The following is a 21145-nucleotide window of genomic DNA, read 5'->3' on the forward strand; positions in this document are numbered from 1 at the left end:
TGAAAACGGGAATCGTTTTCGTATAGTAGCGGTTATGGCTCGCAACGAGACACGCCCCGTCATCAAGCTCCGGTCCACCGCGGGCACGGGCTACACCTACGTCACCCGCAAGAACCGCCGGAACGACCCCGACCGCATGGAACTGCGCAAGTACGACCCGGTCGCCGGCCGTCACGTCACCTTCCGAGAGGAGCGCTGAGCGCCATGAAGCCCGGAATCCACCCCGCCTACCGGCCCGTCGTCTTCCGCGACCGCGCCGCCGGCTACGCCTTCCTCACCCGGTCCACCGCCACCGGCGAGAAGACCGTCGAGTGGGAGGACGGCAACACCTACCCCGTCATCGACGTCGAGATCTCCTCGGCCAGCCACCCCTTCTATACGGGCACGGCGCGCGTCCTGGACACCGCCGGGCGCGTCGAGCGGTTCGAGCGCCGTTACGGCGGGCGCGGGGCCGGCCGGTGACGGCAGGACCCGACCCCGACCGGATGCCCGTCGCGATCGTCGGCGGGCTGCACTCCGAGGCGCGCCGCGCGGCGGTCGACCGGCTGCTGCGCGACGTGCCGGGGAGCGTCGCGCTCCACCACGACCTGTCGACCGCCGTCGAGGGAACGGTCCGCCGGACCGTACGCGACCGCGACGGCGTGCGGGACGCGGGCGAGGCGCCGCTCGTCAACGACTGCGCCTGCTGCGCGCTCCGCGAGGACCTGGTGCCGGAGCTGGAGCGGCTGGCCGACGCCGGGGACTGCCGGCTCGCCGTCGTCGAGCTCTGGGACTCCGTCGAGCCGAAGCCCATGGCCGAGGTCGTGGCCGTGCACGGCGGGACCGGCATGCTGGTCACCGCCGTGTTCACGGCCGTCGACCCCGCCCTCGTCGTGCCCTGCCTGGCCTGCGGCGACGACCTCGCCGAGGCCGGGCTCGCGGCGGCCCCCGGCGACCAGCGCACGGTCGGCGACACCTTCGCCCGGCAGCTGGAGTACGCGTCGGTGCTGGCCCTCGCCGACACCTCGCCGGAAGAGGCCGCCGACCCCGCCGACTTCGCCCTGCTCGACCAGCTCACCCCCGCCGCCCGCCGGATCGGCGTGGACTCCGGCGGGCTGGCCGACGCCGCGCTCGCCGGCTTCGACGTGGAGGCCGCCGCCGCGCGGCTCCACCCCGCCTGCGCCCTGCTGCCGCAGACCGCCGACGCGGACGGCGTCGCCACGCTCGTATGGCAGCGGCGGCGGCCGTTCCACCCCGGCCGGCTGTACGCGGCGCTGGAGGACCTGACCTGCGCCGCGGCGCGCAGCCGCGGCCGGTTCTGGCTCGCGGACCGGCCCGACACCCTGCTGTCCTGGGACGCGGCGGGCGGCGCGCTGTGCGTCGAGAACGCCGGGCCCTGGCTCGCGGCGCTGCCGGACGCGGCCTGGGAGCTGGTCGACCCGGCCCGGCGGGTCGCCGCCGCCATGGACTGGCACCCCGAGTACGGCGACCGCGCCCAGCACCTGACCTTCACCTCGCCGGGGCTGGACGGGGAGGGGCTGCGGGTGCTGCTGGACGCGTGTCTGCTGACGGACGCCGAGTACGCGGCCGGGCCGGCGGCCTGGCGGCGGCTGTCGCCCGCGTTCGACGAACTCCTCGATCCGGTTCTGTGACTTTCCGTGCGCATCGCGCTCCGAACCGCTGCCTGAACCGCCCTCCGATCGACCTCTGACCGCCCTTTGACCCGCCCTGTGACCTGCCCTGTGAGAAAGGCTTTTGTTCATGCCCCGACGTGGCGCCGCCGCCAAGCAGCTCAAGCCCCGGCCCAACCCTCTGCACGCCGCCGGCATTTCGTATATCGACTACAAGGACACCGATTTGCTGCGCCGGTTCATTTCCGACCGGGGGAAGATCCGCAGCCGTCGAGTGACGCGCGTCACCGCCCAGCAGCAGCGGCAGCTGGCCCGCGCGATCAAGAATGCTCGGGAGATGGCATTGTTGCCGTATTCCTCTACCGCGAAGTAGTGGCCGGAACACCCTCCGTGCACGTGCATCCGCTCATGCATAGGCACATGAACGCGGCTATGATCCGGAGCAGTTGATAGTTGACAGCTGCAATTTCCGGGAGAGTCCTGTGCCCCACGCGTACAACGGCATGGCTGCATCGGACCTTCAAGAGGTCGCGTGGCACAAGAGCCGTCACTCCAACTCCCAGGGTTCCTGCGTGGAGTTCGCGAAGCTGCCGGGCGGCGGTGTCGCCGTGCGCAACTCGCGCCACCCCGACGGCCCGGCCCTCGTCTACACGCCCGCCGAGATCGAGGCCATGCTGCTCGGCATCAAGGACGGGGAATTCGACTACCTGATACGGGACTAGCGTCCGCGTCCGCCAGGCCCCTACTGGTCCGGAACCTCCCGGCCCGGCCCCTCCTGGTCCGGTCCGGCGCGGCTCGGCCCGCGGTCCGGTCTCCGGGGTACGGCACCGGCCCCCGCTCCGGCACCGGCCCCCGGAGCCGGCCCCCCCGCTCGCCAGGTGGCTTCAGTCGTGCGGTCGGTGGCGTCAGTCGCGCGGGAGCCGGAACAGCGCCCAGACGACCTTGCCACGCAGATGTCCCGCGAGCGGATGCCACCCCCAGCTGTCGCTGAGGGTGTTGACGAGGAAGAGGCCGCGGCCGCACTCCTCGGCGGTCCCGGCCTCTCCCGCGACCGGGCTCTCCTCGCCCGGGTCCCGCACGGCGCACACCAGCCGCGACGTCCAGCGCATCAGGTGGAGGCGGACGGGTGGTTCGTACTCGGGCGGTGCGTACTCGGGTGGTGCGTACTCCCTGGTGAGGCGGACGACGTTCGCCGCGGCGGGTGCGGGCCGTTCGGCGGGGACGCCGTGCCGCAGCGCGTTGGTCACCAGCTCGGAGACGGTCAGCGCCAGATCGTCGAAGAGGTCGGGGAGGTCCCACTGCTGGAGCGTGGATCTGGTGAATCTGCGGGCCGCGCGCACCGCCTCGAAGCGGGCGGGGAGGGCGCAGGAGGCCGAGCCGGCGACGCCGGCGGGCTCGATCGGTGGGAGTCCTCGCCATAACGGCGCGAGCAGAGTCGATCCTTCGGTACCCATGCGAGGCACTCCTGGCGATCGTGGACGTGACGTGCACGTGTGCATGGCCCATCGTTCCGAATGCGTACGGCAGATGCAAGGGCAGATGCACGTGCACGCGCTCGCTTTGAAGGGGTTTGCCTGTCTCTATTGGCAATTCTCCCTACGCCCTCTTGCGTAAGCATGTGGCTTGTCTCTTGTCTGAGTAACCACGCGCGCACTCAACGGAGCCCGGAGATGGCAGACTTCGGCGCCGAGGGAGCGGGGGTTGCCCTCAGAAGGGTGTGGAACGGACAGGAAGGTCACAGAAATGACCACGAGCGATTCGAGCGGCTCAGTGGTGCGTCGCATCCTGCTGGGTTCGCAGCTCAGGAAGTTGCGGGAGTCACGAGGCATCACCCGCGAGGCCGCCGGATACTCGATCCGCGCCTCCGAATCGAAGATCAGCCGCATGGAGTTGGGCAGGGTGAGCTTCAAGGCGCGTGATGTCGAGGACCTGCTGACGCTGTACGGAGTGGCCGACGAGGCGGAGCGCGAGGCGCTGCTCGGCCTCGCCCGCGAGGCCAACGTCGCGGGGTGGTGGCACAGTTACGGCGATGTCCTGCCCGGCTGGTTCCAGACGTACGTCGGCCTGGAGGGCGCCGCCTCCCATATCGCGATCTACGAGGTGCAGTTCGTGCACGGGCTGCTCCAGACCGAGGGGTACGCCCAGGCCGTCGTCGTACGCGGCCAGCCGGGCGCCGTCGCCGCCGAGGTCGAGCGGCGCGTCTCGCTCCGCCTGGAGCGGCAGAAGCTCCTCGTCTCCGAGCGCGCGCCGCAGTTCCACGCCGTCCTGGACGAGGCCGCGCTGCACCGCCCGTACGGCGACGCCGACGTCATGCGCGGCCAGTTGCAGCACCTCATCGACATATCGGAACACCCCAATGTGACGCTTCAGGTGATGCCTTTCGCGCACGGCGGGCACGCGGGGGAGAGCGGCGCGTTCACCATGCTGCGCTTCCCGGAGTCGGATCTCTCGGACATCGTCTATCTGGAGCAGCTCACCAGCGCGCTCTATGTCGACAAGCGGGAGGAAGTCGCGCAGTACGAGCGGGTAATGGACCGGTTGCGCGCCGACAGTCTTTCGCCGGAAGGAACCCGCGAGTTGTTGCGGCGACTGCTTCAACTGGGCTAAGTCATAAGTAGGATGACAGCCCATCAGGAGCCCCGCGTCGGCGCGGGCCGCGCACTTTCCGTACTTCCCGCACTTCTCGTACTTCCCGTACCTCAGATAGGGATGGCATGTCCGACAACTCCTACCGCTCCTCCGGCTCCCCCGTCTCCTCCCGCACCTCCTACGCCTCTTTCAGCGAGCTGGCCTACCAGTACATCGATGGTGAATGGCGGGCCGGCAGCGGTTCCTGGGACATCGTCGACTTCAATCCGTACGACGGTGAGAAGCTCGCGTCCATAACCGTCGCGACGGTCGAAGAGGTCGATCTGGCCTACCGCGCGGCCGAGCGCGCGCAGCCGGCCTGGGGCGCCACCAACCCGTACCGCCGCCGCCTGGTCTTCGAGCGCGCGCTGCGCGTCATCGACGACCGCGAGGACGAGCTGGCCGCGGCGATCACGGCGGAGTGCGGCGGCACCGCCGTCAAGGCGGCCTTCGAGCTGCACCTGGTGCGGGAGTTCCTGCGGGAGGCCATCCACCTGGCGCTCCGGGCGGAGGGGCGCATCCTGCCGTCCCCGGACGATGGCAAGGAGAACCGCCTCTACCGGCTGCCGGTCGGCGTCGTCAGCGTCATCAGCCCGTTCAACTTCCCCTTCCTGCTCTCCGTGAAGTCGGTGGCCCCGGCGCTCGCCCTCGGCAACGCCGTCGTCCTCAAGCCGCACCAGAACACCCCGGTGTGCGGCGGCGGGCTGGTCGCCAAGGTCTTCGAGGAGGCCGGGCTGCCCGGCGGCGTGCTCAACGTCGTCATCACGGACATCGCCGAGATCGGCGACGCGCTCATCGAGCACCCGGTGCCGAAGGTCATCTCCTTCACCGGCTCCGACAAGGTCGGCCGCCATGTGGCGACCGTCGCGGCCGCGAATTTCAAGCGCGTCATCCTCGAACTCGGCGGCAACAGCGCCCTGATCGTCCTCGACGACGCCGACATCGACTACGCCGTGGACGCCGCCGTCTTCAGCCGCTTCATCCACCAGGGGCAGGTCTGCATGGCCGCCAACCGGGTGCTCGTGGACCGCAGGGTGGAGGCGGAGTTCACCGAGAAGTTCGTCGCCAAGGTCAAGACGCTCAAGGTCGGCGACCCGGGCGACCCGGCCACCCACATCGGCCCGCTGATCAACGCCGGACAGGCCGAGGCCGTCTCCTCCCTTGTGGAGCAGACCGTCGCCGACGGCGCGACGGCGCTGGTGCGCGGCACGGCCGACGGCACGCTCGTAGGGCCGTCCGTGCTGACCGGGCTGCCCGAGGGGTCGCCCGTACTGTGCCAGGAGATCTTCGGGCCGGTCGCGCTGCTGATCCCGTTCGACGGCGAGGACGAGGCCGTGCGCATCGCCAACGCCACGCCGTACGGGCTCAGCGGCGCCGTCCACACGGGCGACATCGAGCGGGGCGTGCGGGTCGCCAAGCGCATCGACACCGGCATGGTCCATGTGAACGACGGCACGGTCCACGACGAGGCGATCGTCCCGTTCGGGGGCGAGAAGCACTCCGGGGTCGGGCGGCTGAACGGCGACTCCATGGTGGACGCCTTCACCACCACCAAGTGGATCTCGATCCAGCACGGGCGGAGCCGCTTCCCGTTCTGACCGTTCTGACCGTTCTGGCCGTTCCGACGCCGGCTCACCGACGCCGGCTCACCGACGCCGGCTCACCGACGCCGGCTCACCGACGCCGGCTCATTGGTGCCGGCTCATCGACGCCGGCTCATGGACGTCGGCTCATGGACGTCGGCTCATCGGCGCCGGACGTCGGATCGCGGCGAATGAGGTCAGGATCTGGCCGCATGGGGTCCTACGGTGAGGGCATCGCAAGAGAGCCGATGAAAGGCGGACCCCATGCCCACCCACGTGATCGAGAACGACGTCACCGACGAACTCGGCACCCTGCTCGCCTTCCTGGAGGCCCAGCGCGGCGGGGTCCGCCGGGCGCTCATCGGCCTGAGCGACGAGCAGGCGGCCCAGCGCCCGAGCGCCGGCGAACTGTCCCTGTCCGGGCTGCTCAAGCATGTCGCGGAGACCGAGCTGACCTGGGTGGAGAACGCCAAGGAGGTGGAGAACTCGATCAAGCGCGACGAGTCCACCTGGCACCTGAGCTTCCAGCTGGAGGGCGCGGAGACCGTCGAGTCCATGCTGGCCTTCTGGGACGAGGTCGCCGCCGGGACCGAGGCGTACGTCCGCTCCCTGCCCAGCCTCGACGCCACCTTCCCGCTCCCCGCCGCCCCCTGGTTCCCGCCGAACGCCCGGCACTCGGCGCGCTGGCTGCTGCTCCACCTGATCGAGGAGACCGCCCGGCACGCGGGCCACGCGGACATCGTCCGCGAGTCGATCGACGGGAAGACGGCCTTCGAGCTGGTGGACCTGGAGGCCAAAGGCGCGGGCGGCGGCGAGGGCGCGGCCGGGTGACGACCGGACCTGACCGGAGGTGGGCACCGGCTCCGTCTAACCTGGTCGCGGGCGCAGGGCGGCCTGCGACAGGTTGAATGAGGAGTCGATGTCCGCGATCCGGCTGTTGGTCCTGGGCGCCGTCCGTCTGCACGGCAGGGCGCACGGCTATCAGGTCCGCAACGACCTCGAGAGCTGGGGCGCCCACGAGTGGTCCAACGCCAAGCCGGGCTCGATCTACCACGCGCTCAAACAGATGGCGAAGCAGGGACTGCTGCTCGCGCACGACATCGCCCCGAGTACGGTCGGCGGCCCGCCGCGCACCGAGTACGAGGTGACGGAGGCGGGCGAGGCCGAGTACTTCAAGCTGCTGCGCGAGGCGCTCACCACGCACGACGCCAAGGTGGACGTGTTGAGCGCCGGCATCGGCTTCATCGTGGACCTGCCGCGCGCGGAGGCCATCGGGCTGCTCAAGGAGCGGGTCGCGGCGATGGAGGGGTGGCACACCGAGGTGGCCCGGCACTGGACCCCGGCCGGGGACGAGGACTGGGGCCACATCGGCGAGATCATGGGGATGTGGCTGCACACCGCCGACAACGGCGCGCGGTGGACGCGCGGGCTGATCGAGCGCCTGGAGGCCGGGGCGTATGTGATGGCGGGGGAGGGCGACCAGTGGGCGGGGGTCCGGGAGGCGGAGGGTTCCGGCTCTTCCGGCTCGGGTTCCGCTTCGGGTTCCGCTTCCGGTCCTGGTTCCGGTTCCGGATCGTGTCCGCAGTAGCCCAAGTAGCAAGTACAGCTGTGTAATCAAGTTTGACTAGGGCTGGCCGAGGGGCTACCTTCCCCGGTTGGTAGTCAAACTTGATTACTTTCCGGAGAAGAGTTCGGGGAGAGTTCATTGACCGACACCGATCGCATGATCGTCGTCGAAGGACTGCGCAAGACCTATGGGGACAAGCCCGCGCTGGACGGCGTCGACCTGACCGTCCCGCGCGGCACCGTGCACGGACTGCTGGGCCCCAACGGGGCGGGCAAGACCACGGTCGTACGTATTCTCGCCACCCTGCTGCGGCAGGACGGCGGCAGGGCCGAGGTGGCGGGGTTCGACGTGCGGCGCGACGCCGACGCCGTACGCCACCGGATCGGCCTGCTCGGCCAGCACGCCGCCGTGGACGAGGAGTTGAGCGGCCGGCAGAACCTGGAGATGTTCGGCCGCCTCTACCACCTCGGCGCGCGGCGCGCCGCAGCCCGCGCGGACGAACTGCTGGACCGCTTCGGCCTGGGCGACACCGGGCGCAAGGCCGTGGCGCGGTACAGCGGCGGCATGCGCCGCCGCCTCGACCTCGCGGCCAGCCTGGTCCTAGCCCCGGACGTGCTCTTCCTGGACGAGCCGACCACCGGGCTCGACCCGCGCGGCCGCACCGAGGTCTGGAACGCGGTGCGTTCGCTGGTCGGCGGCGGTACGACCGTACTGCTGACCACCCAGTATCTGGAGGAGGCCGACCAGCTCGCCGAACGGATCTCCCTCCTCGACGCGGGCCGCGTCGCCGCCGAGGGCACCCCCGACGAGCTCAAGGCCCGGATCGGCGGCGACCGCGTCGACGTGGTCGTGCGCCGCGCCGACCAACTCGACGCCGCGGCCGCGGTGGTGACGGCCGCCGTACGGGCCGAGGCGGCGACCGACCCCGACGCCCGCCGGGTCAGCGCGCCCGTCGCCGATCGGGTCGCCGCGCTGGGCGAGACGCTGCGGGCGCTCGGCGCGGCCGGCGTCGAGGTGGAGGACATCGCGGTGCGCCGGCCGACGCTGGACGAGGTGTTCCTGCGCCTGACGGGCGCGGACGCCGCCCGCGCCGAGGAGGGGACGGCCGCATGACGAACTGGGTGCTCACCGACTCCTGGACCATGACCCGCCGCGGCCTGGCGCACCGCGCCCGGCGGCCCGTGCAGATGCTCGTCGGGCTCGCCTTCCCGGTGCTGATGCTGCTGATCTTCGCCTACTTCCTCGGCGGCGGCATGAGCGTTGCGGGCGGCGGCGACTACAAGGAATTCCTCATCCCCGGCATGTTCGCCCTCACCATGGCCTTCGGCCTGGAAGCCACCATGGTCGCCCTCACCCAGGACCTGAACCGGGGCGTCATCGACCGCTTCCGCGCCATGCCGATGGCCCCCTCTGCCGTGCTCGTCGGCCGCAGCGCGGACGACATGCTGGAATCGGCGGCGAGCCTCTTCGCGATGATCGGCGTCGGCCTGCTGATGGGCTGGCGCTGGCACAACGGCGTCGACGAGGCGCTGTACGCCGTGGGGCTGCTGCTTCTCCTGAGGTTCGCGATGCTCTGGATCGGCATCTACCTCGGCATGGTGGCCGGCAAGCCGGAACTCGTACAGGCCGTCCAGATCCTGATCTGGCCCGTCGGCTTCCTCTCCAACGTCTTCACCTCGGCCGAATCCATGCCGGGCTGGCTCGGCGCCATAGCCGAATGGAACCCCATGTCCGCCACCGCCACCGCCATCCGCGAACTCTTCGGCAACCCCGGCTGGAGCGGCGACTCCTGGCCCGCCGCCCACGCCCAACTCCTCGCCGTCGCCTGGCCGGTGGCGCTCCTAGCGATCTTCGGCCCGCTGGCGGTGCGGAGGTACCGGGGGCTGTCGCGGTGACGGGTGCCGGGCTGACGGCTGCCGGACTGACGGTCGCCGGGTTGACGGCTGCTGGGCTGGCAGCCGCCGGGTTGACGGCTGCCGGGCTCGTCACGGCTCGATGATGTCCCGCGGATCGATCTCGACGGGGAAGGGGACGCTCGTCCTGAGCTCGCTGCGAACCGGGTCGGCCCCGGTACCTCCGACGAGGTACCGGGGCCGCCGTGCGTACGGGACCGCGCCCCCCCCGCACGCGATCGGGGGCGATGCGGTCGTCAGTGGGGGATGCCCTCGATGATGTCGCGGGCGCCTTGGCGCAGCAGTTCGGCGCAGACGCGTGAGCCGAGTACGGCGGGGTCGTTCAGCGACTCGCCCCAGAAGTGGGCGTGCACGAACTTGCTCCCGTCGCGCGAGAACACCATGCCGCGCAGCGAGAGTTGTCCGTCGGGGTCTGTGGTGCAGTACCCGGCGATCGGGCTGTTGCAGTGTCCGCGCAGCCCGTGCAGCATGACGCGCTCGGCGGTGATCTCTTTCATGGTGCGTGCGTGGTTGAGCTGCTGGAGCAGGTAGGCGACGGCGTCGTCGTCCTTCCGGCATTCGAGGCCGAGCGCGCCGGCCCCGACCGCGGGCAGTACCTGGTCGACGGTGAAGACCTGCCGGCCGCGATCGGCGATGCCGAGACGTTCGAGTCCGGCGTGCGCGAGGATCATCGCGTCGAGCTTGGTGTCGATCGGGCGTTTGCCGTCGAGTTTCTCGACGCGGGTGCCGACCGCTCCGCGTACCCGAACGATGTTGAGGTCGGGGCGTACGCGGTTGATCTGCGCCTTACGGCGCACGGCCGAGGTCGCGACGGCGGCACCGGCGGGCAGGTCGTCGAGCGTCTGCGCGTCCGACCCTTCGGGGAAGAGCAGCACGTCGCGTACTTCTTCGCGGGGGAGGTAGGCGGCGAAGATCAGGCCGCGAGGCATGGGTACGTCGCCGGGGACGTCCTTGATGCAGTGCACGGCCATGTCGACCTGCCCGCGCTGCAACATGGTGTCGATTTCCTTGACGAACAGGCCCTTCCCGCCGAGTCGCGCGAGATCGCCTTGCCACTTGTCGGCTTCGGTCGTCACCGGCACGACGTCGATGTCGAGTTCGGGCTCGATCTTGCGCAGCAGGCCGGCGACCTGCTCGACCTGGGCGAGGGCCATGGGTGAACTACGGGTGCCGATGCGCAGTGGCCGGCCTGGGAAGTCGTTCATACCGCCCCTTCGTGTCGGGTCTCACGGTAGACCGGGCTGCCGGGGGTCTGGAGCGGTCCCACGATGCGCGCGGCTATCGCTGGATGCAGCATCGCTTTCGCCTCGGCGCGGCCTGCCCAGCGCCACGCGTCGAGTTCGTCGTGCTGCAATGTGATGCGGTCCGTGTCGGACTCGGTGAGCACCGGGCCGGCGAACAGGATTGCTATTCGGTCGTGGCGGCCAGGGTGGGTGGCTTGCAGCCACTCGATGGCGAACAGGTCGTGTTCCGTCACGTCGAGGTCGAGGCCGAGCTCTTCCCACACTTCTCGTCGAACGGCGTCGAGCGGGGACTCGTTCTGCTCGACGACGCCGCCAGGGAGGTGCCACGGGGCGGCGTCGCCCTTGTCGGGGTGGACGATGAGCAGATCATCGCTCGGGTTGGTGATGAGCACGGTGGCGGTCACGGGGTGGCCGGGGGCCGGAGACATTGCTCCTACCTTCTGTGTTGGCTCAGGGCGCGTGAACCCCGCCCCGTGCGTCACCACAGGGCGGGTCGTGGTGGTCTCTACGGGCGCGGGCGCGTCATGGGTAGCTCCCTTCGTCCGCGTGCCGGGTGGTTCCGCCTCGCCGCCGGGTCCTCGTGGGGTCACCGACGGGGAGGGGAGTTCAGGGGTGGCTGCGCGTGGCGAGCGTGTACAGGAGGGCGATGGCCGCGCAGCCGGCGAGCACGAGGAACGTTGCGAGCCCTCTCATGTGGCGTCGCCTCCCGCGGGCAGAGCGCGGGGCTGAACGACTTCGCCGGGGATGACCAGGCCGGCGTCGCCCGGAGGGTCCAGCGTCACGTAGTCGGCGCTGGTCCGGCGGTAGCGGGTGTGGCCCGTGTCCTGTGTGTGGCGGCGCATCCATTCCTCGGCCCAGTCCGGGCCGCCGGCGCGGATCGTCTCCCCACAATCGCGCTCTTCCCCTGTGACGCATGTGGCGCTGTACTCCGGATACGTGCTTGCATCCTGTTCGAACGTCCACGTCATGTACCGGAAAGTGCGGCTCATCGGCGGCGTCTCCTCATGATCTGTTCGGCCTCGGGGCCGAGGAGCCGCCGGAGGAGCCGGCTTTCGTCCGGCTTTCCCGAGGCGGTTTCGATGTCCTTGATCCGCAGCGCGATCCGCATCAACGCCGCGTCGTAATAACGGGGTTCGCTGTACCGAGCCGTCACGGCCATGTGCACCCGCCGCCGACTGGGCGACACAGTGCGCACCGGGCGGGAGAACTGGCCGTACAGCAACCACCACCGCTCTGCGCTGCGGCAGGCTCGGCGGAGACGGGCCAGCGGGGGATGCCTCACTGCTCGTTCCCGTTCGGGAGTTCGTTGGCGTTGTCGGCGCGCAGCTGTACGGAGGTGTCCGGCATGCCGTGCCCCGCGCGGCACTTGGCGCACCGGCACGGCGGGAAGGTGAAGGGGTCGGGCAGAGGGCTGTCCGGACCGAACCGAATGTTCGCGCCGTTCGGCACCAGGAGCGCACCGTTGACGCCCTGTTCTGCCATCAGCCGGGACAGCGCTTCCCGCGCTCGGCTCCTCACGAGAACAGCCACTTCATACGGCCCAACTCGGTCCGCACGCGCGCCAGAACGAGGCGGTCGGTGCGGCACTCGCTCTCAGCCGGCCACCATGCCGGGGCCATGCGCCATGCACCGCCCGATCGGAAGATGGCTTCAACAACAGTGTCGGCGCTACGAGTTCGAACGGCGGGGGTGCGTGTGCACATGGTCGCCACTCCTCATCTCCGCTGCCATGTAAGGCCGAAGCGGGCTGGGGAGTGCTCAGAATGCTCCTGAAGAGACGTACTCTGCAAGACTTCATGCGAAGTCGCTTCACCTTGTTGACGTGCATTGCAGGCCGCTCACGCAGGTGCTTTCATTTTGGGCGCGAGGGCGTTTCAGATGCGCGTAACGGGAAGGGGTGGGGGTATGTCGGAAGATCTGACCGGGCCGACTGGTTCGACGGTGCCGCGCAGGCAACTGGGGCGATATCTATCTGAACTTCGTGAGCAGGCTGGACTTACCGTCAAGCTGGCGGCGAAGGAGCTGGAGCGTTCCACGGCGACGCTGTGGCGGATCGAATCCGGTAGGACGTCGATCCGCAGTCATGAGGTCGAAGTCATGTGTCGGGTGTACGGAGCGCCATCGGACCTGACTGAAGCCTTGAAGGCCATCGCGAAGGAAACAAAGGCTCGGGGTTGGTGGCACGCCTATGGCGATGTGATCCCAGAGGGGTTCGACCTCTTCATCGGGCTTGAGGAAGCGGCGTCGCACCTTGATGTCTATGAATCCACGCTGATCCCTGGGTTGCTCCAAGCCGAGGAGTACGCGCGGCGCATCATCGAAGCGGGGCACCCGGACAAAGATCCAGCGGAAGTTGAGCGACGTGTACAGCTTCGGCTCAAGCGCCGGACGGCGCTCACCAGGGTAATCAACCCACCGCAAGTTTCAGTGGTCCTCTATGAGGCCGTGCTCAAGTGCCCAGTCGGCGGAAACCGAGTGATGGCGCGGCAACTGCGGCACCTGGCAACCCTCAGTGAGCTGCCCACTGTCACGGTCAAGGTCGTCCCCTTCGCCGCAGGACTGCACGAGGGCGTCATGTCCGGCCAGTTCACTGTCCTGCGGTTCCCCACAAGCGGGAACGGTAAGCCGACCGAACCGCCAACCGTTTTCGCGGACGGCTACACGGGCGACCTCTACCTGGACAGACCGACCGAGGTCGATCAATACGACATGGCATTCCGGGAAATTTCGAGTAAGGCGCTATCCGAAGAGACGTCACGGCGTCTGATTATCGAAACGGCGGAAAACTATGAGGGCTGACCTGGCTGGCACAAAGTGGCGAAAGTCCAGCTACAGCAATTCAAACTCCAACTGCGTTGAATGGGCACCCGCCGTCGCCGCTACCGGCGTCGTTCCCGTCCGTGACAGCAAGGACCCGAACGGCCCCGTCCTTGCTGTCTCCCCCGCCGCGTGGTCCGCGTTCGTCGCGTTCGCGGCCCGTAGCGAAGCCTGATTCGTCGCCAACGTAAGAACGCCCCGCACCGGCGTGTAGCCGGTGCGGGGCGTGGTTGTCAGCGGGCGGCGGCGGGCCTGCCACAGGGGGAGTAGCGGGCTGGCGACCAGGGCGCCGAGGCTAGGAAGTCGCCCCGCGTGCGCGGGGACCACAGTCCGGCCACCAGCACTGGACGCTCGCCGACGGGACCACCCCCGCGTGCGCGGGGAGCACATCTACCCGCACGCCAATGTGCTGCCCGAGTCGGGACCACCCCCGCCTGCGCGGGGACCACATCTCGACGACCGTGGATCGGTACGGGCATCTGGGACCACCCCCGCCTGCGCGGGGACCACCTCTACGTGGAGCAGGGCCTCAAGCCCCGGAAGGGACCACCCCCGCGTGCGCGGGGAGCACCGCCGATGCGGCGGCTGCGGGACCCAGTACGGGGGACCACCCCCGCGTGCGCGGGGAGCACAGCACGTGGGGGTTCCCCGGCGACCGCCAGCGGGGACCACCCCCGCGTGCGCGGGGAGCACGTTCTGCGCATTTCCTGATCAGTGCTTCGGATGGGACCACCCCCGCGTGCGCGGGGAGCACGGCACCCGCATCGGCGACAAGCCGGTCAAGACGGGACCACCCCCGCGTGCGCGGGGAGCACTCGGCCAGCGGGGCCAGGCTGCGCGCGGCCTCGGGACCACCCCCGCGTGCGCGGGGAGCACCTGGCGAGCGAGGGAGACCGGAGTAGCTCGCGGGGACCACCCCCGCCTGCGCGGGGAGCACCTGCTCGCCCCGCTGGGCGGCGGGTGGCGCCTGGGACCACCCCCGCCTGCGCGGGGACCACGGTGCCGCAGCGCTGCGCGCGGCGCTGGCGGAGGGACCACCCCCGCCTGCGCGGGGACCACTTGAGTTCGTGGCGCGTCGAGAAGTGCAGCAGGGGACCACCCCCGCGTGCGCGGGGAGCACAGGCGGCGACCTGCGACGTTACGCGGGCCGACAGCGGTTTTTACCCACTTCCGCAGAACCCGGCATATGGGGTGAAGGCATAGATTGGTGCGGCCTCCCCGTGAGCGAAAGCAGGGGCCAGTATGCACCGGGCCCACGTCTACCGCTGGGAAAGCTCGCCCACGGCAATCGCCGCCCCGGCAACCCCCGTCAGGACTGCGGCCGTAGACAGCGAGCCTTTTCCAACCCCAGGGAACTCGCACGGTGCCGGCGGCGTCCCGATAGCCCTTGTCGGCCCGGCAATCCACCCCGGCCCCCGCCAGGGCGCCGATGATGCCGTGGGTTCGCGCGGCCTTGATGTCGTGGACAGATCCCGGCGGCGCGGGCGAGGCCCACAGCAACCGTCCTGCCGGTTGTTGTGGGCCTCGGCGACGTACCGGTAGGCGGTGGTGGTGCCCGTACCGAATCCGGTGGCGAGCTGGGCGTAGGTATGGCCGCACCGTAGATGAGCCGGCACGAGCAGTGCCTGCCGTCCGGGGGCCGGCCGGCGCCATCGTGTTCCTTGCGCAAGACGACGTGCGGTCAACTCACGAAGTGCTCGGCGCCGATCACGAGCGCGGGGCGGTGGTCGAAGCGGCACCGATCCATTCGTGTCCGCCTCGTGCTCGGCCACCTGTGAGCCGGGCGCGAGCCGGACCCCGGTCGAGCTCGCGGCTCAGGGCCGACTCGGATTCCTTCCGGTGTGCTCAGCTGTGTTCAGCGAGGGGCAGTGCCGCCCGGGGCCTCTGCGCCCAGGAGCGTGAGTAGCCCGGGGAATCTCTTCTCGAGGTCCGCGCGTCGTAGTCGGATGCCCTTGCGGTTGCCGTAGTCGATCTCGTCGATGAGACCTGCCTCGCGCAGGGCCCGGAAGTGGTGGGTCTGGGTCTGCTTCGAGATCGGCAGATTGAACGAGTTGCAGCCCCGCTCACTGTCGCTGCGGTCGGCGGCCAACTCCATCATCACCGTACGACGGTGCTCGTCGGCGAGGGCGCGAAACACCGCACCCAGATCGAGCGCATCGGCCTCCGGGCCGACCAGGTTCCTCCCGGCCACGCGGCACCCCCTTCAGGTACGGCTTGCATCATACCTCAAGGGTGTGCTCCACTGAGGTACGAAATTGATCGTACCTTGACCCGGTGGCACTGCCCCGTGCCGCCGTTCCCTGAGCCCCGGCCCGGCACTCGCCGCGGACCTGGTCATCGACACTCCTAGAGGTCATCGTCATGAAGAAGCCCGAAGTGCTGATAGTCGGCGCCGGAATCGCAGGGCCCGCACTCGCGTACTGGCTGTCCCGGAACGGATACCGGCCGACGGTCGTCGAACACGCCCGGCAGCTGCGCTCCGGCGGTAGCGCGATCGTCGTGAAGGGGCCCGCGATCCCGGTCGCCGAGCGCATGGGCATCCTTCCGCAGCTTCGCGGGCTCGCCACCCGCAATCGGACGCTGACCCTGCTCGACCCCGGCGGCAGGCGGATCCTGCAATCTCCGCTCACCTCGGACAAGAATCCGACGGTCGAGGTGACCCGAGCCGACCTGTCCGAGGTGCTCCACCGGTCGGCGCAGACCGAGGCCGAGTTCTTGTTCGACGACACGATCACCGCCCTCGACCAGGATGAAGGCGGGGTGGACGTCACCTTCCGGCGGTCCGCGCCACGTCGCTTCGACCTGGTAGTCGGTGCCGACGGGATGCACTCCACCGTACGGCGCCTGGTGTTCGGACCCGAGCGGCAGTTCGTGAGCGACCTGGGCCTGTACGGCGCGACCGTCCCGTTGGAACCCGACGCCATCGAGGACCCGAGCGAGATGACGATGCTGACCGTGCCGAACCGGATGCTGGTCGTCCATCCCTCGCGGACCACCCCGCTCGCGATCTTCACCTTCCGGGCAGCACGGCTAGCGCCCCACGACCGCAAGAACATCGCCCTTCACAAGCAGACCGTGGCCGACGCCTACGCCGACGTGCGGTGGCGGGCACCGGAACTCGTGGCGGCGTACCTCGACCACCCGGCTCCGTTCTTCGACCCCCTGACCACCGTCCGGATGCCCTCGTGGTCCCGCGGACGGGTCGTACTGCTCGGGGACGCGGCGGCGGCGACAGCCCTGCTGGGCGACGGGTCCAGCATGGCGATGGCGGGCGCGTACGCCCTCGCGGAAGAGCTCGCCGCCCATCCCGGTGATCACGCCCGCGCCTTCACCGCCTACGAGTCGCGGCTCCGCCGTGAGGTAGGCCCGCGGCAGCGACGCGTCGGCCTGCTCTCCAGACTCATGGTGCCCCGCACCCGGCCGGGCCTCGCTGTGCGCAACACCGTGGGCCGCGCGGTCGGTCGCACGAACCGGGTCGCCTCTCGCGAAGCCGCGAACCGGTAGTCCGGGCCCGCACCGACCGGTCACCGGTCGGTGCGCAGCTCCGCGGTAGCTCTCAGCCGTGTCGGCGCCGCCATGTCCGACGAGCCCGGCGTCTCAAGCTGCGGCAACGTCAGCACAGAGGCAATGTCGGCACAGCGGCAATGTCGGCACAACAGCCCCCAGGCCGGAATCCGTTGCCTCGGCGAGCAAGCCATGGCCGCCCTGAAGGGCCGGCGCCGAGTCACCGCCATCGTGAAGACCATCGCAGAACGGGGTGCCGGTGTGCGTCCTGTGGCCAGCAGGCGCAACGCGCTGACCACGCGCGAAGGCCCCCGCGAAGGGCCCCCAACGCCGCTCAGTGATGGAACGCCGTAGCCACGCCCTCCGGACGGTCCAACGGGCCGGGCTGGCGACGGAGTTCGGGGAGGAGTTGGGTGAGGTCCTGGATGAAGAGGTCGGCCAGGTCGTGGGTGAAGCCGTTGCGGCACACGATGCGCAGGACGGAGAGGTCCTCCCGGTTCGCCGGGAAGGTGTAGGCGGGGACCAGCCAGCCGCGTTCACGTAGGCGGCGGGAGACGTCGAAGACGTCGTAGTTCTCCACGCCGTCGGCCGTCGTGAAGGCGAAGACCGGCAGTTCGTCGCCGCGCGTCAGGAGGCGGAAGTCGCCCAGTTCCTCGATGTGTCGGGCCAGCGACATCGCCACGTCGCGTGCCATCTGCTGCACGGCACGGAAGCCGTCGCGGCCCAGCCGCAGGAAGGTGTAGTACTGGGCAGCCACCTGCGCGCCGGGGCGGGAGAAGTTCAGGGCGAAGGTCGGCATGTCGCCGCCCAGGTAGTTGACGCGGAAGACCAACTCCTCCGGGAGCGCCTCCTTGTCCCGCCACAGCGCCCATCCCACCCCTGGGTACACCAGCCCGTACTTGTGCCCGGACGTGTTGATGGAGGCGACGCGCGGCAGCCGGAAGTCCCAGGTCAGCTCCTCGTCGAGGAAGGGCGCGATCATCGCGCCGGACGCGCCGTCCACGTGGACCGGCACATCGAGGCCCGTACGCTCCTGCAACGCGTCCAGCGCCGCGCACACGTCGGCCACCGGCTCGTACGAACCGTCGAAGGTCGAGCCGAGGACGGTGACGACGCCGATGGTGTTCTCGTCGCACAGTTCGGCCGCGGCGGCCGGGTCGAGGTGGTAGCGGTCGCCCTCCATGGGGACCTGGCGCGCCTCGACCTCCCAGAAGGTGCAGAACTTCTCCCAGCAGACCTGGACGTTCGCGCCCATCACCAGATTGGGACGGGCCGTCGCCGGGTAACGGTCGGCGTTCCGCTGCGCCCAGCGGCGCTTGAACGCCATGCCGGCCAGCATGCACGCCTCACTGGAACCGGTCGTCGAACAGCCCACGGCCGACAGCGGATCGGGCGCGTGCCACAGATCGGCGAGGATCGTCACGCACCGCTGCTCCAGCTCGGCCGTGCGCGGGTACTCGTCCTTGTCGATCATGTTCTTGTCGCGGCACTCGGCCATCAGCACGCCCGCCTGCGTCTCCATCCACGTGGTGACGAACGTCGCCAGATTCAGCCGGGAGTTGCCGTCGAGCATCAGCTCGTCGCGGACGAACTGGTACGCCGTGGACGGCGCGACCGGGCCGTCCGGCAGCCGGTGCCGCGGCGGCTTCGCCGCCATCCCGCCCACCGGGTCGGCCTCCCCATAGAAGGGGTTGACCGAGTAGCCGTGCTTGTCGGAAGTGTCCTTCGATGCGTCCGATCCCTTGTGAGGTGCCATTCGCTGCGGCTACCCCTCAACCGCGACCGGCAGACCCGGCCGACCCGTCCTTGATGGCGCGGGAGAACTTCACCACCCGCTCCGCCTGGATACGGGCCGCCGTACGCGCCTCGTCGTCCACCGGCGTGTCCGGGCCGCCGACATGCGACGTTCCGTACGGATTGCCGTCCGCGAACTTCGCCGGGTCCGTGTAGCCGGGGGCCACGAGGATGCCGCCGAAGTGGTGGACCGTGTTGTAGAGGGCCAGCAGCGTGGACTCCTGGCCGCCGTGCTTCGTGGCGCTGGCGGTGAAGCCGCTGTAGACCTTGTCGGCGAGCCTGCCCTCCTGCCAGAGCCCGCCGAGCGTGTCGATGAACTGCTTGAGCTGCGAGGCGATATTGCCGTAGCGGGTGGGCGAGCCGAAGATCACGGCGTCCGCCCAGAGCATGTCGTCCGGGACGACCTCGGGGATGTCCGCGGTGGCCGCGGCGTTCTCGGCCCACGCCGGGTTCGAGTCGATGGCCGCCTGCGGGGCCAGTTCCGCCGCCCGGCGCAGCCGGACCTGGGCGCCCGCCCGCTCGGCGTCGTCCGCGATCTGCCGGGCGAGGGCGGCGACGGTGCCGGTGGCGGAGTAGTAGATGACGGCGACGTTCACGGGGGTGGCCATGCGCTTGCCTCCTGCGGGCCGAGCCTTCGGACCTGCTTCCGCGCGCGTTCGACGCGTGCGTCCGCTCATACACGATCGCGACAATACGTGCAGAAAGGGCATTCGGCGCGTCCGCCGCGGGACCCGGGCCTGGGCCTGGGCCTGGGCTTGGGCTTGGGCTTGGGCCTGAGCCTGGGCTTGGGCCTGAACCCGGGTCCCCCGCGTGCGGCCCCTTCAGCGGCGCGCGTGAGCCGGCTGGAGCGCTGCCCGGTGCTCGGCGACCGCCCGCCCGGTGTCCTCAGCGACCAGCTCGGCGTTGATCTGCACGGCAGCGCCCGCCCCCGCCGCCGCGGCCGCGCCGACCTGGGCGGCCGGGTCGATGACGTTGCCCGCGGCCCACACCCCCGGCACCTCGGTACGGCCGCCCGCCTCCGTCGGCACGTACACGCCGATCCCGGCGGGGTGCTCCGCCGGCCGCAGCCCGAGCCCGGCCAGGAAGTCCGCGCGCGCCGCCATCCGCGGCCCGACCACCAGCGCCTGGCGCTCGACGACCGTGCCGTCGGCCAGCCGCAACCCGGTGAGGCGGTCGTCCGCGACCTCCAGGGCGGCCACCTCGCCGCGCACCACCCGGATGCCGCGGGCGGCCAGCTGCTCCGCCTCCTCGTCGGACGGCTCCGGATTGGTGTGGAGGAAGAACGTGATGTCGTCGCTCCACTGCCGGAGCAGCAGCACCTGGTGCATCGCCATCGGGCCGCTCGCCAGCACGCCGATCGCCTGGTCGCGGACCTCCCAGCCGTGGCAGTACGGGCAGTGCAGCACGTCCCGGCCCCACCGGTCGCGCAGCCCGGCCACGTCCGGCAGCTCGTCGGTCAGGCCGGTGGCGACCAGCAGCCGGCGCGCCCGGACCGTACGCCCGTCGGCCGTCGTCACCTCGAACCAGCCATCGCCGCCATCGCCGTCATGGCCGCTGCCGACATCGCCGCCGACCCGCTTGGCGTCCGTGACCTCGCCGGTCACCACGTGCGCGCCGTAGCGGCGGGCGTCCGCACGGCCGCGCTCCAGCAGCTCGGCCGGGGGGATGCCGTCCAGGGCCAGCAACCCGTGCACACCTTCGGCCGGGGCGTTGCGCGGCGCGCCCCCGTCGATCACCAGCACCGACCGCCGGGCCCGCGCGAGCGTCAGCGCCCCGCTCAGTCCGGCGGCGCCCCCGCCGATCACCACTACGTCATAGCTCGTCATCAACTGCTCGGTCACCATGACCACCTCCTTGCCGCGACCATGCGCCGAGCGTCGCGATGACGACAAACCCTGTTGCTGATAACGCAAAACGGACCGGGCGGGTCCGCGGTGCGGTGCGGACCCGCCCGGAAACGGCGCTGCTCAGTTCCCGGCGGCGCTCAGCCCTCGGTCGTACTCAACCCGCGGCCGTACTCACCCCTTGGGTGTGATCACCACCGCCGTGCCGTACGCGCACACCTCCGTGCCGACATCAGCCGCCTCCGTGACGTCGAATCGGAACATCAGCACCGCGTTCGCGCCCCGCGCCTTCGCCTGCTCCACCAGCCGGTCCATGGCCTGGTTGCGGGTCTCGACCAGCGTCTTCGTCAGGCCCCGCAGCTCGCCGCCGACCAGCGACTTGAGGCCGGCGCCGATCTGGCTGCCCAGGTGGCGCGAGCGCACCGTCAGCCCGAAGACCTCACCGATGACGCGCTCGACGTGGTAGCCGGGGACGTCGTTCGTGGTCACCACCAGCACGTCGGACTTCTGCTGCTGGCCGCCGCCAAATTCCTCGATGCCCATCGCATCCACCTCCTGCCGGACATGCTGGCCGCGCGCCGCCGTTCGCGCACCCCTTCATACGGCCGTTCGCGCCGAGGGGCCGCCGGGTGCCGGATACC

The 21145-nt window shown here is 70.3% G+C and carries 25 protein-coding genes, 1 pseudogene and 1 CRISPR repeat array; of the genes and pseudogenes, 14 read left to right on the forward strand and 12 right to left on the reverse strand.

Going from position 1 to position 21145, the window contains the following annotated elements:
• Positions 1–34: 34 nt before the first annotated feature.
• From rpmG to AB0I49_RS16465, 5 genes are all read left to right on the forward strand, one after another.
• Positions 35–199, forward strand: a complete 165-nt coding sequence (rpmG, locus tag AB0I49_RS16445) for a 50S ribosomal protein L33 (RefSeq protein WP_363130316.1) — start codon at positions 35–37, stop codon at positions 197–199.
• 5 nt (positions 200–204) lie between these two features.
• Positions 205–462 carry a type B 50S ribosomal protein L31 gene (locus AB0I49_RS16450; RefSeq protein WP_363227636.1) on the forward strand — a complete coding sequence of 86 codons (258 nt, stop codon included), beginning with the start codon at positions 205–207 and terminating at the stop codon, positions 460–462.
• Between the two features lie 23 nt (positions 463–485).
• Positions 486–1631 carry a GTP-binding protein gene (locus AB0I49_RS16455; RefSeq protein ID WP_363227679.1) on the forward strand — a complete coding sequence of 382 codons (1146 nt, stop codon included), beginning with the start codon at positions 486–488 and terminating at the stop codon, positions 1629–1631.
• Between the two features lie 109 nt (positions 1632–1740).
• A complete protein-coding gene (gene rpsR / locus AB0I49_RS16460; protein WP_363227637.1) occupies positions 1741–1983 on the forward strand; it encodes a 30S ribosomal protein S18 in 243 nt (80 codons plus the stop codon).
• Between the two features lie 109 nt (positions 1984–2092).
• A complete protein-coding gene (locus AB0I49_RS16465; RefSeq protein ID WP_030880580.1) occupies positions 2093–2332 on the forward strand; it encodes a DUF397 domain-containing protein in 240 nt (79 codons plus the stop codon).
• A 183-nt stretch (positions 2333–2515) separates the two neighbouring features.
• On the opposite strand, the gene AB0I49_RS16470 is transcribed toward AB0I49_RS16465, so the two are convergent.
• Complete coding sequence (locus AB0I49_RS16470) at positions 2516–3064, reverse strand: ATP-binding protein (RefSeq protein WP_363227638.1); 549 nt, start codon at positions 3062–3064, stop codon at positions 2516–2518.
• A 289-nt stretch (positions 3065–3353) separates the two neighbouring features.
• Here AB0I49_RS16470 and AB0I49_RS16475 point away from each other — a divergent pair, with 289 nt between their 5' ends.
• The 6 genes from AB0I49_RS16475 to AB0I49_RS16500 all read left to right on the forward strand — a co-directional run bounded on the left by AB0I49_RS16475 (position 3354) and on the right by AB0I49_RS16500 (position 9283).
• Positions 3354–4217, forward strand: a complete 864-nt coding sequence (locus tag AB0I49_RS16475) for a helix-turn-helix transcriptional regulator (protein ID WP_363227639.1) — start codon at positions 3354–3356, stop codon at positions 4215–4217.
• Positions 4218–4324: 107 nt separating this feature from the next.
• The gene (locus tag AB0I49_RS16480) at positions 4325–5836 is read left to right on the forward strand and encodes an aldehyde dehydrogenase family protein (protein ID WP_363227640.1); all 1512 of its coding nucleotides are present in this window, start codon (positions 4325–4327) and stop codon (positions 5834–5836) included.
• Between the two features lie 249 nt (positions 5837–6085).
• Positions 6086–6652, forward strand: coding sequence for a DinB family protein (locus tag AB0I49_RS16485; protein WP_363227641.1), 567 nt, complete (start codon positions 6086–6088; stop codon positions 6650–6652).
• A gap of 88 nt (positions 6653–6740) precedes the next feature.
• The gene (locus AB0I49_RS16490) at positions 6741–7409 is read left to right on the forward strand and encodes a PadR family transcriptional regulator (protein ID WP_363227642.1); all 669 of its coding nucleotides are present in this window, start codon (positions 6741–6743) and stop codon (positions 7407–7409) included.
• A 135-nt stretch (positions 7410–7544) separates the two neighbouring features.
• Positions 7545–8501, forward strand: a complete 957-nt coding sequence (locus AB0I49_RS16495; RefSeq protein ID WP_363227680.1) for an ATP-binding cassette domain-containing protein — start codon at positions 7545–7547, stop codon at positions 8499–8501.
• Entirely contained in the window at positions 8498–9283 is a 786-nt protein-coding gene (locus AB0I49_RS16500) for an ABC transporter permease (protein ID WP_363227643.1), read from the forward strand. Before AB0I49_RS16495 ends, AB0I49_RS16500 begins: the two co-directional genes overlap by 4 nt.
• Positions 9284–9537: 254 nt before the next feature.
• On the opposite strand, the gene hemC is transcribed toward AB0I49_RS16500, so the two are convergent.
• From hemC to AB0I49_RS16525, 5 genes are all read right to left on the reverse strand, one after another.
• On the reverse strand, positions 9538–10506 hold the full coding sequence (gene hemC, locus AB0I49_RS16505) for a hydroxymethylbilane synthase (RefSeq protein WP_363227644.1): 969 nt from the start codon (positions 10504–10506) through the stop codon (positions 9538–9540).
• Positions 10503–10973 carry an NUDIX hydrolase gene (locus AB0I49_RS16510; RefSeq protein WP_363227645.1) on the reverse strand — a complete coding sequence of 157 codons (471 nt, stop codon included), beginning with the start codon at positions 10971–10973 and terminating at the stop codon, positions 10503–10505. The genes hemC and AB0I49_RS16510 overlap by 4 nt, the downstream gene beginning before the upstream one ends.
• 261 nt (positions 10974–11234) lie before the next feature.
• Entirely contained in the window at positions 11235–11534 is a 300-nt protein-coding gene (locus AB0I49_RS16515; protein WP_363227647.1) for a hypothetical protein, read from the reverse strand.
• The gene (locus tag AB0I49_RS16520) at positions 11531–11704 is read right to left on the reverse strand and encodes a hypothetical protein (protein ID WP_363227648.1); all 174 of its coding nucleotides are present in this window, start codon (positions 11702–11704) and stop codon (positions 11531–11533) included. The genes AB0I49_RS16515 and AB0I49_RS16520 overlap by 4 nt, the downstream gene beginning before the upstream one ends.
• A gap of 119 nt (positions 11705–11823) precedes the next feature.
• Positions 11824–12063: a hypothetical protein gene (locus AB0I49_RS16525; RefSeq protein ID WP_363227649.1), complete on the reverse strand. Its 240-nt coding sequence runs from the start codon at positions 12061–12063 to the stop codon at positions 11824–11826.
• Positions 12064–12450: 387 nt separating this feature from the next.
• On the opposite strand from AB0I49_RS16525, the gene AB0I49_RS16530 reads away from it, so the two are divergent.
• Positions 12451–13344 (forward strand): helix-turn-helix transcriptional regulator, encoded by an 894-nt coding sequence (locus tag AB0I49_RS16530; protein ID WP_363227650.1) that lies wholly within the window; start codon positions 12451–12453, stop codon positions 13342–13344.
• On the forward strand, positions 13334–13537 hold the full coding sequence (locus AB0I49_RS16535; protein WP_363227651.1) for a DUF397 domain-containing protein: 204 nt from the start codon (positions 13334–13336) through the stop codon (positions 13535–13537). The genes AB0I49_RS16530 and AB0I49_RS16535 overlap by 11 nt, the downstream gene beginning before the upstream one ends.
• A 123-nt stretch (positions 13538–13660) precedes the next feature.
• Positions 13661–14482: direct repeats of the CRISPR family, unit length 29 nt; unit sequence GGGACCACCCCCGCGTGCGCGGGGAGCAC.
• 227 nt (positions 14483–14709) lie between these two features.
• Here AB0I49_RS16535 and AB0I49_RS16540 read toward each other — a convergent pair.
• Both AB0I49_RS16540 and AB0I49_RS16545 read right to left on the reverse strand, forming a co-directional pair.
• Positions 14710–15047: pseudogene (locus AB0I49_RS16540) on the reverse strand (transposase family protein); the annotation flags it as partial.
• A gap of 170 nt (positions 15048–15217) precedes the next feature.
• On the reverse strand, positions 15218–15553 hold the full coding sequence (locus AB0I49_RS16545) for a winged helix-turn-helix domain-containing protein (protein ID WP_363227652.1): 336 nt from the start codon (positions 15551–15553) through the stop codon (positions 15218–15220).
• A gap of 170 nt (positions 15554–15723) precedes the next feature.
• Here AB0I49_RS16545 and AB0I49_RS16550 point away from each other — a divergent pair, with 170 nt between their 5' ends.
• Positions 15724–16866, forward strand: coding sequence for an FAD-dependent monooxygenase (locus tag AB0I49_RS16550; protein WP_363227653.1), 1143 nt, complete (start codon positions 15724–15726; stop codon positions 16864–16866).
• A 334-nt stretch (positions 16867–17200) separates the two neighbouring features.
• Here the strand turns inward: AB0I49_RS16550 and AB0I49_RS16555 are convergent, their stop codons facing one another.
• The 4 genes from AB0I49_RS16555 to AB0I49_RS16570 all read right to left on the reverse strand — a co-directional run bounded on the left by AB0I49_RS16555 (position 17201) and on the right by AB0I49_RS16570 (position 21047).
• A complete protein-coding gene (locus AB0I49_RS16555) occupies positions 17201–18622 on the reverse strand; it encodes a glutamate decarboxylase (RefSeq protein WP_363227654.1) in 1422 nt (473 codons plus the stop codon).
• A gap of 16 nt (positions 18623–18638) precedes the next feature.
• Positions 18639–19268, reverse strand: a complete 630-nt coding sequence (wrbA, locus tag AB0I49_RS16560) for an NAD(P)H:quinone oxidoreductase (protein WP_363227655.1) — start codon at positions 19266–19268, stop codon at positions 18639–18641.
• Between the two features lie 213 nt (positions 19269–19481).
• Positions 19482–20504: an NAD(P)/FAD-dependent oxidoreductase gene (locus tag AB0I49_RS16565; protein WP_363227656.1), complete on the reverse strand. Its 1023-nt coding sequence runs from the start codon at positions 20502–20504 to the stop codon at positions 19482–19484.
• 174 nt (positions 20505–20678) lie between these two features.
• Complete coding sequence (locus tag AB0I49_RS16570; RefSeq protein WP_363130338.1) at positions 20679–21047, reverse strand: YbjQ family protein; 369 nt, start codon at positions 21045–21047, stop codon at positions 20679–20681.
• Between the last annotated feature and the right edge of the window lie 98 nt (positions 21048–21145).

The sequence above is a fragment of the Streptomyces sp. NPDC050617 genome, assembly GCF_040654795.1.
In the GTDB taxonomy this organism is placed as follows: domain Bacteria; phylum Actinomycetota; class Actinomycetes; order Streptomycetales; family Streptomycetaceae; genus Streptomyces.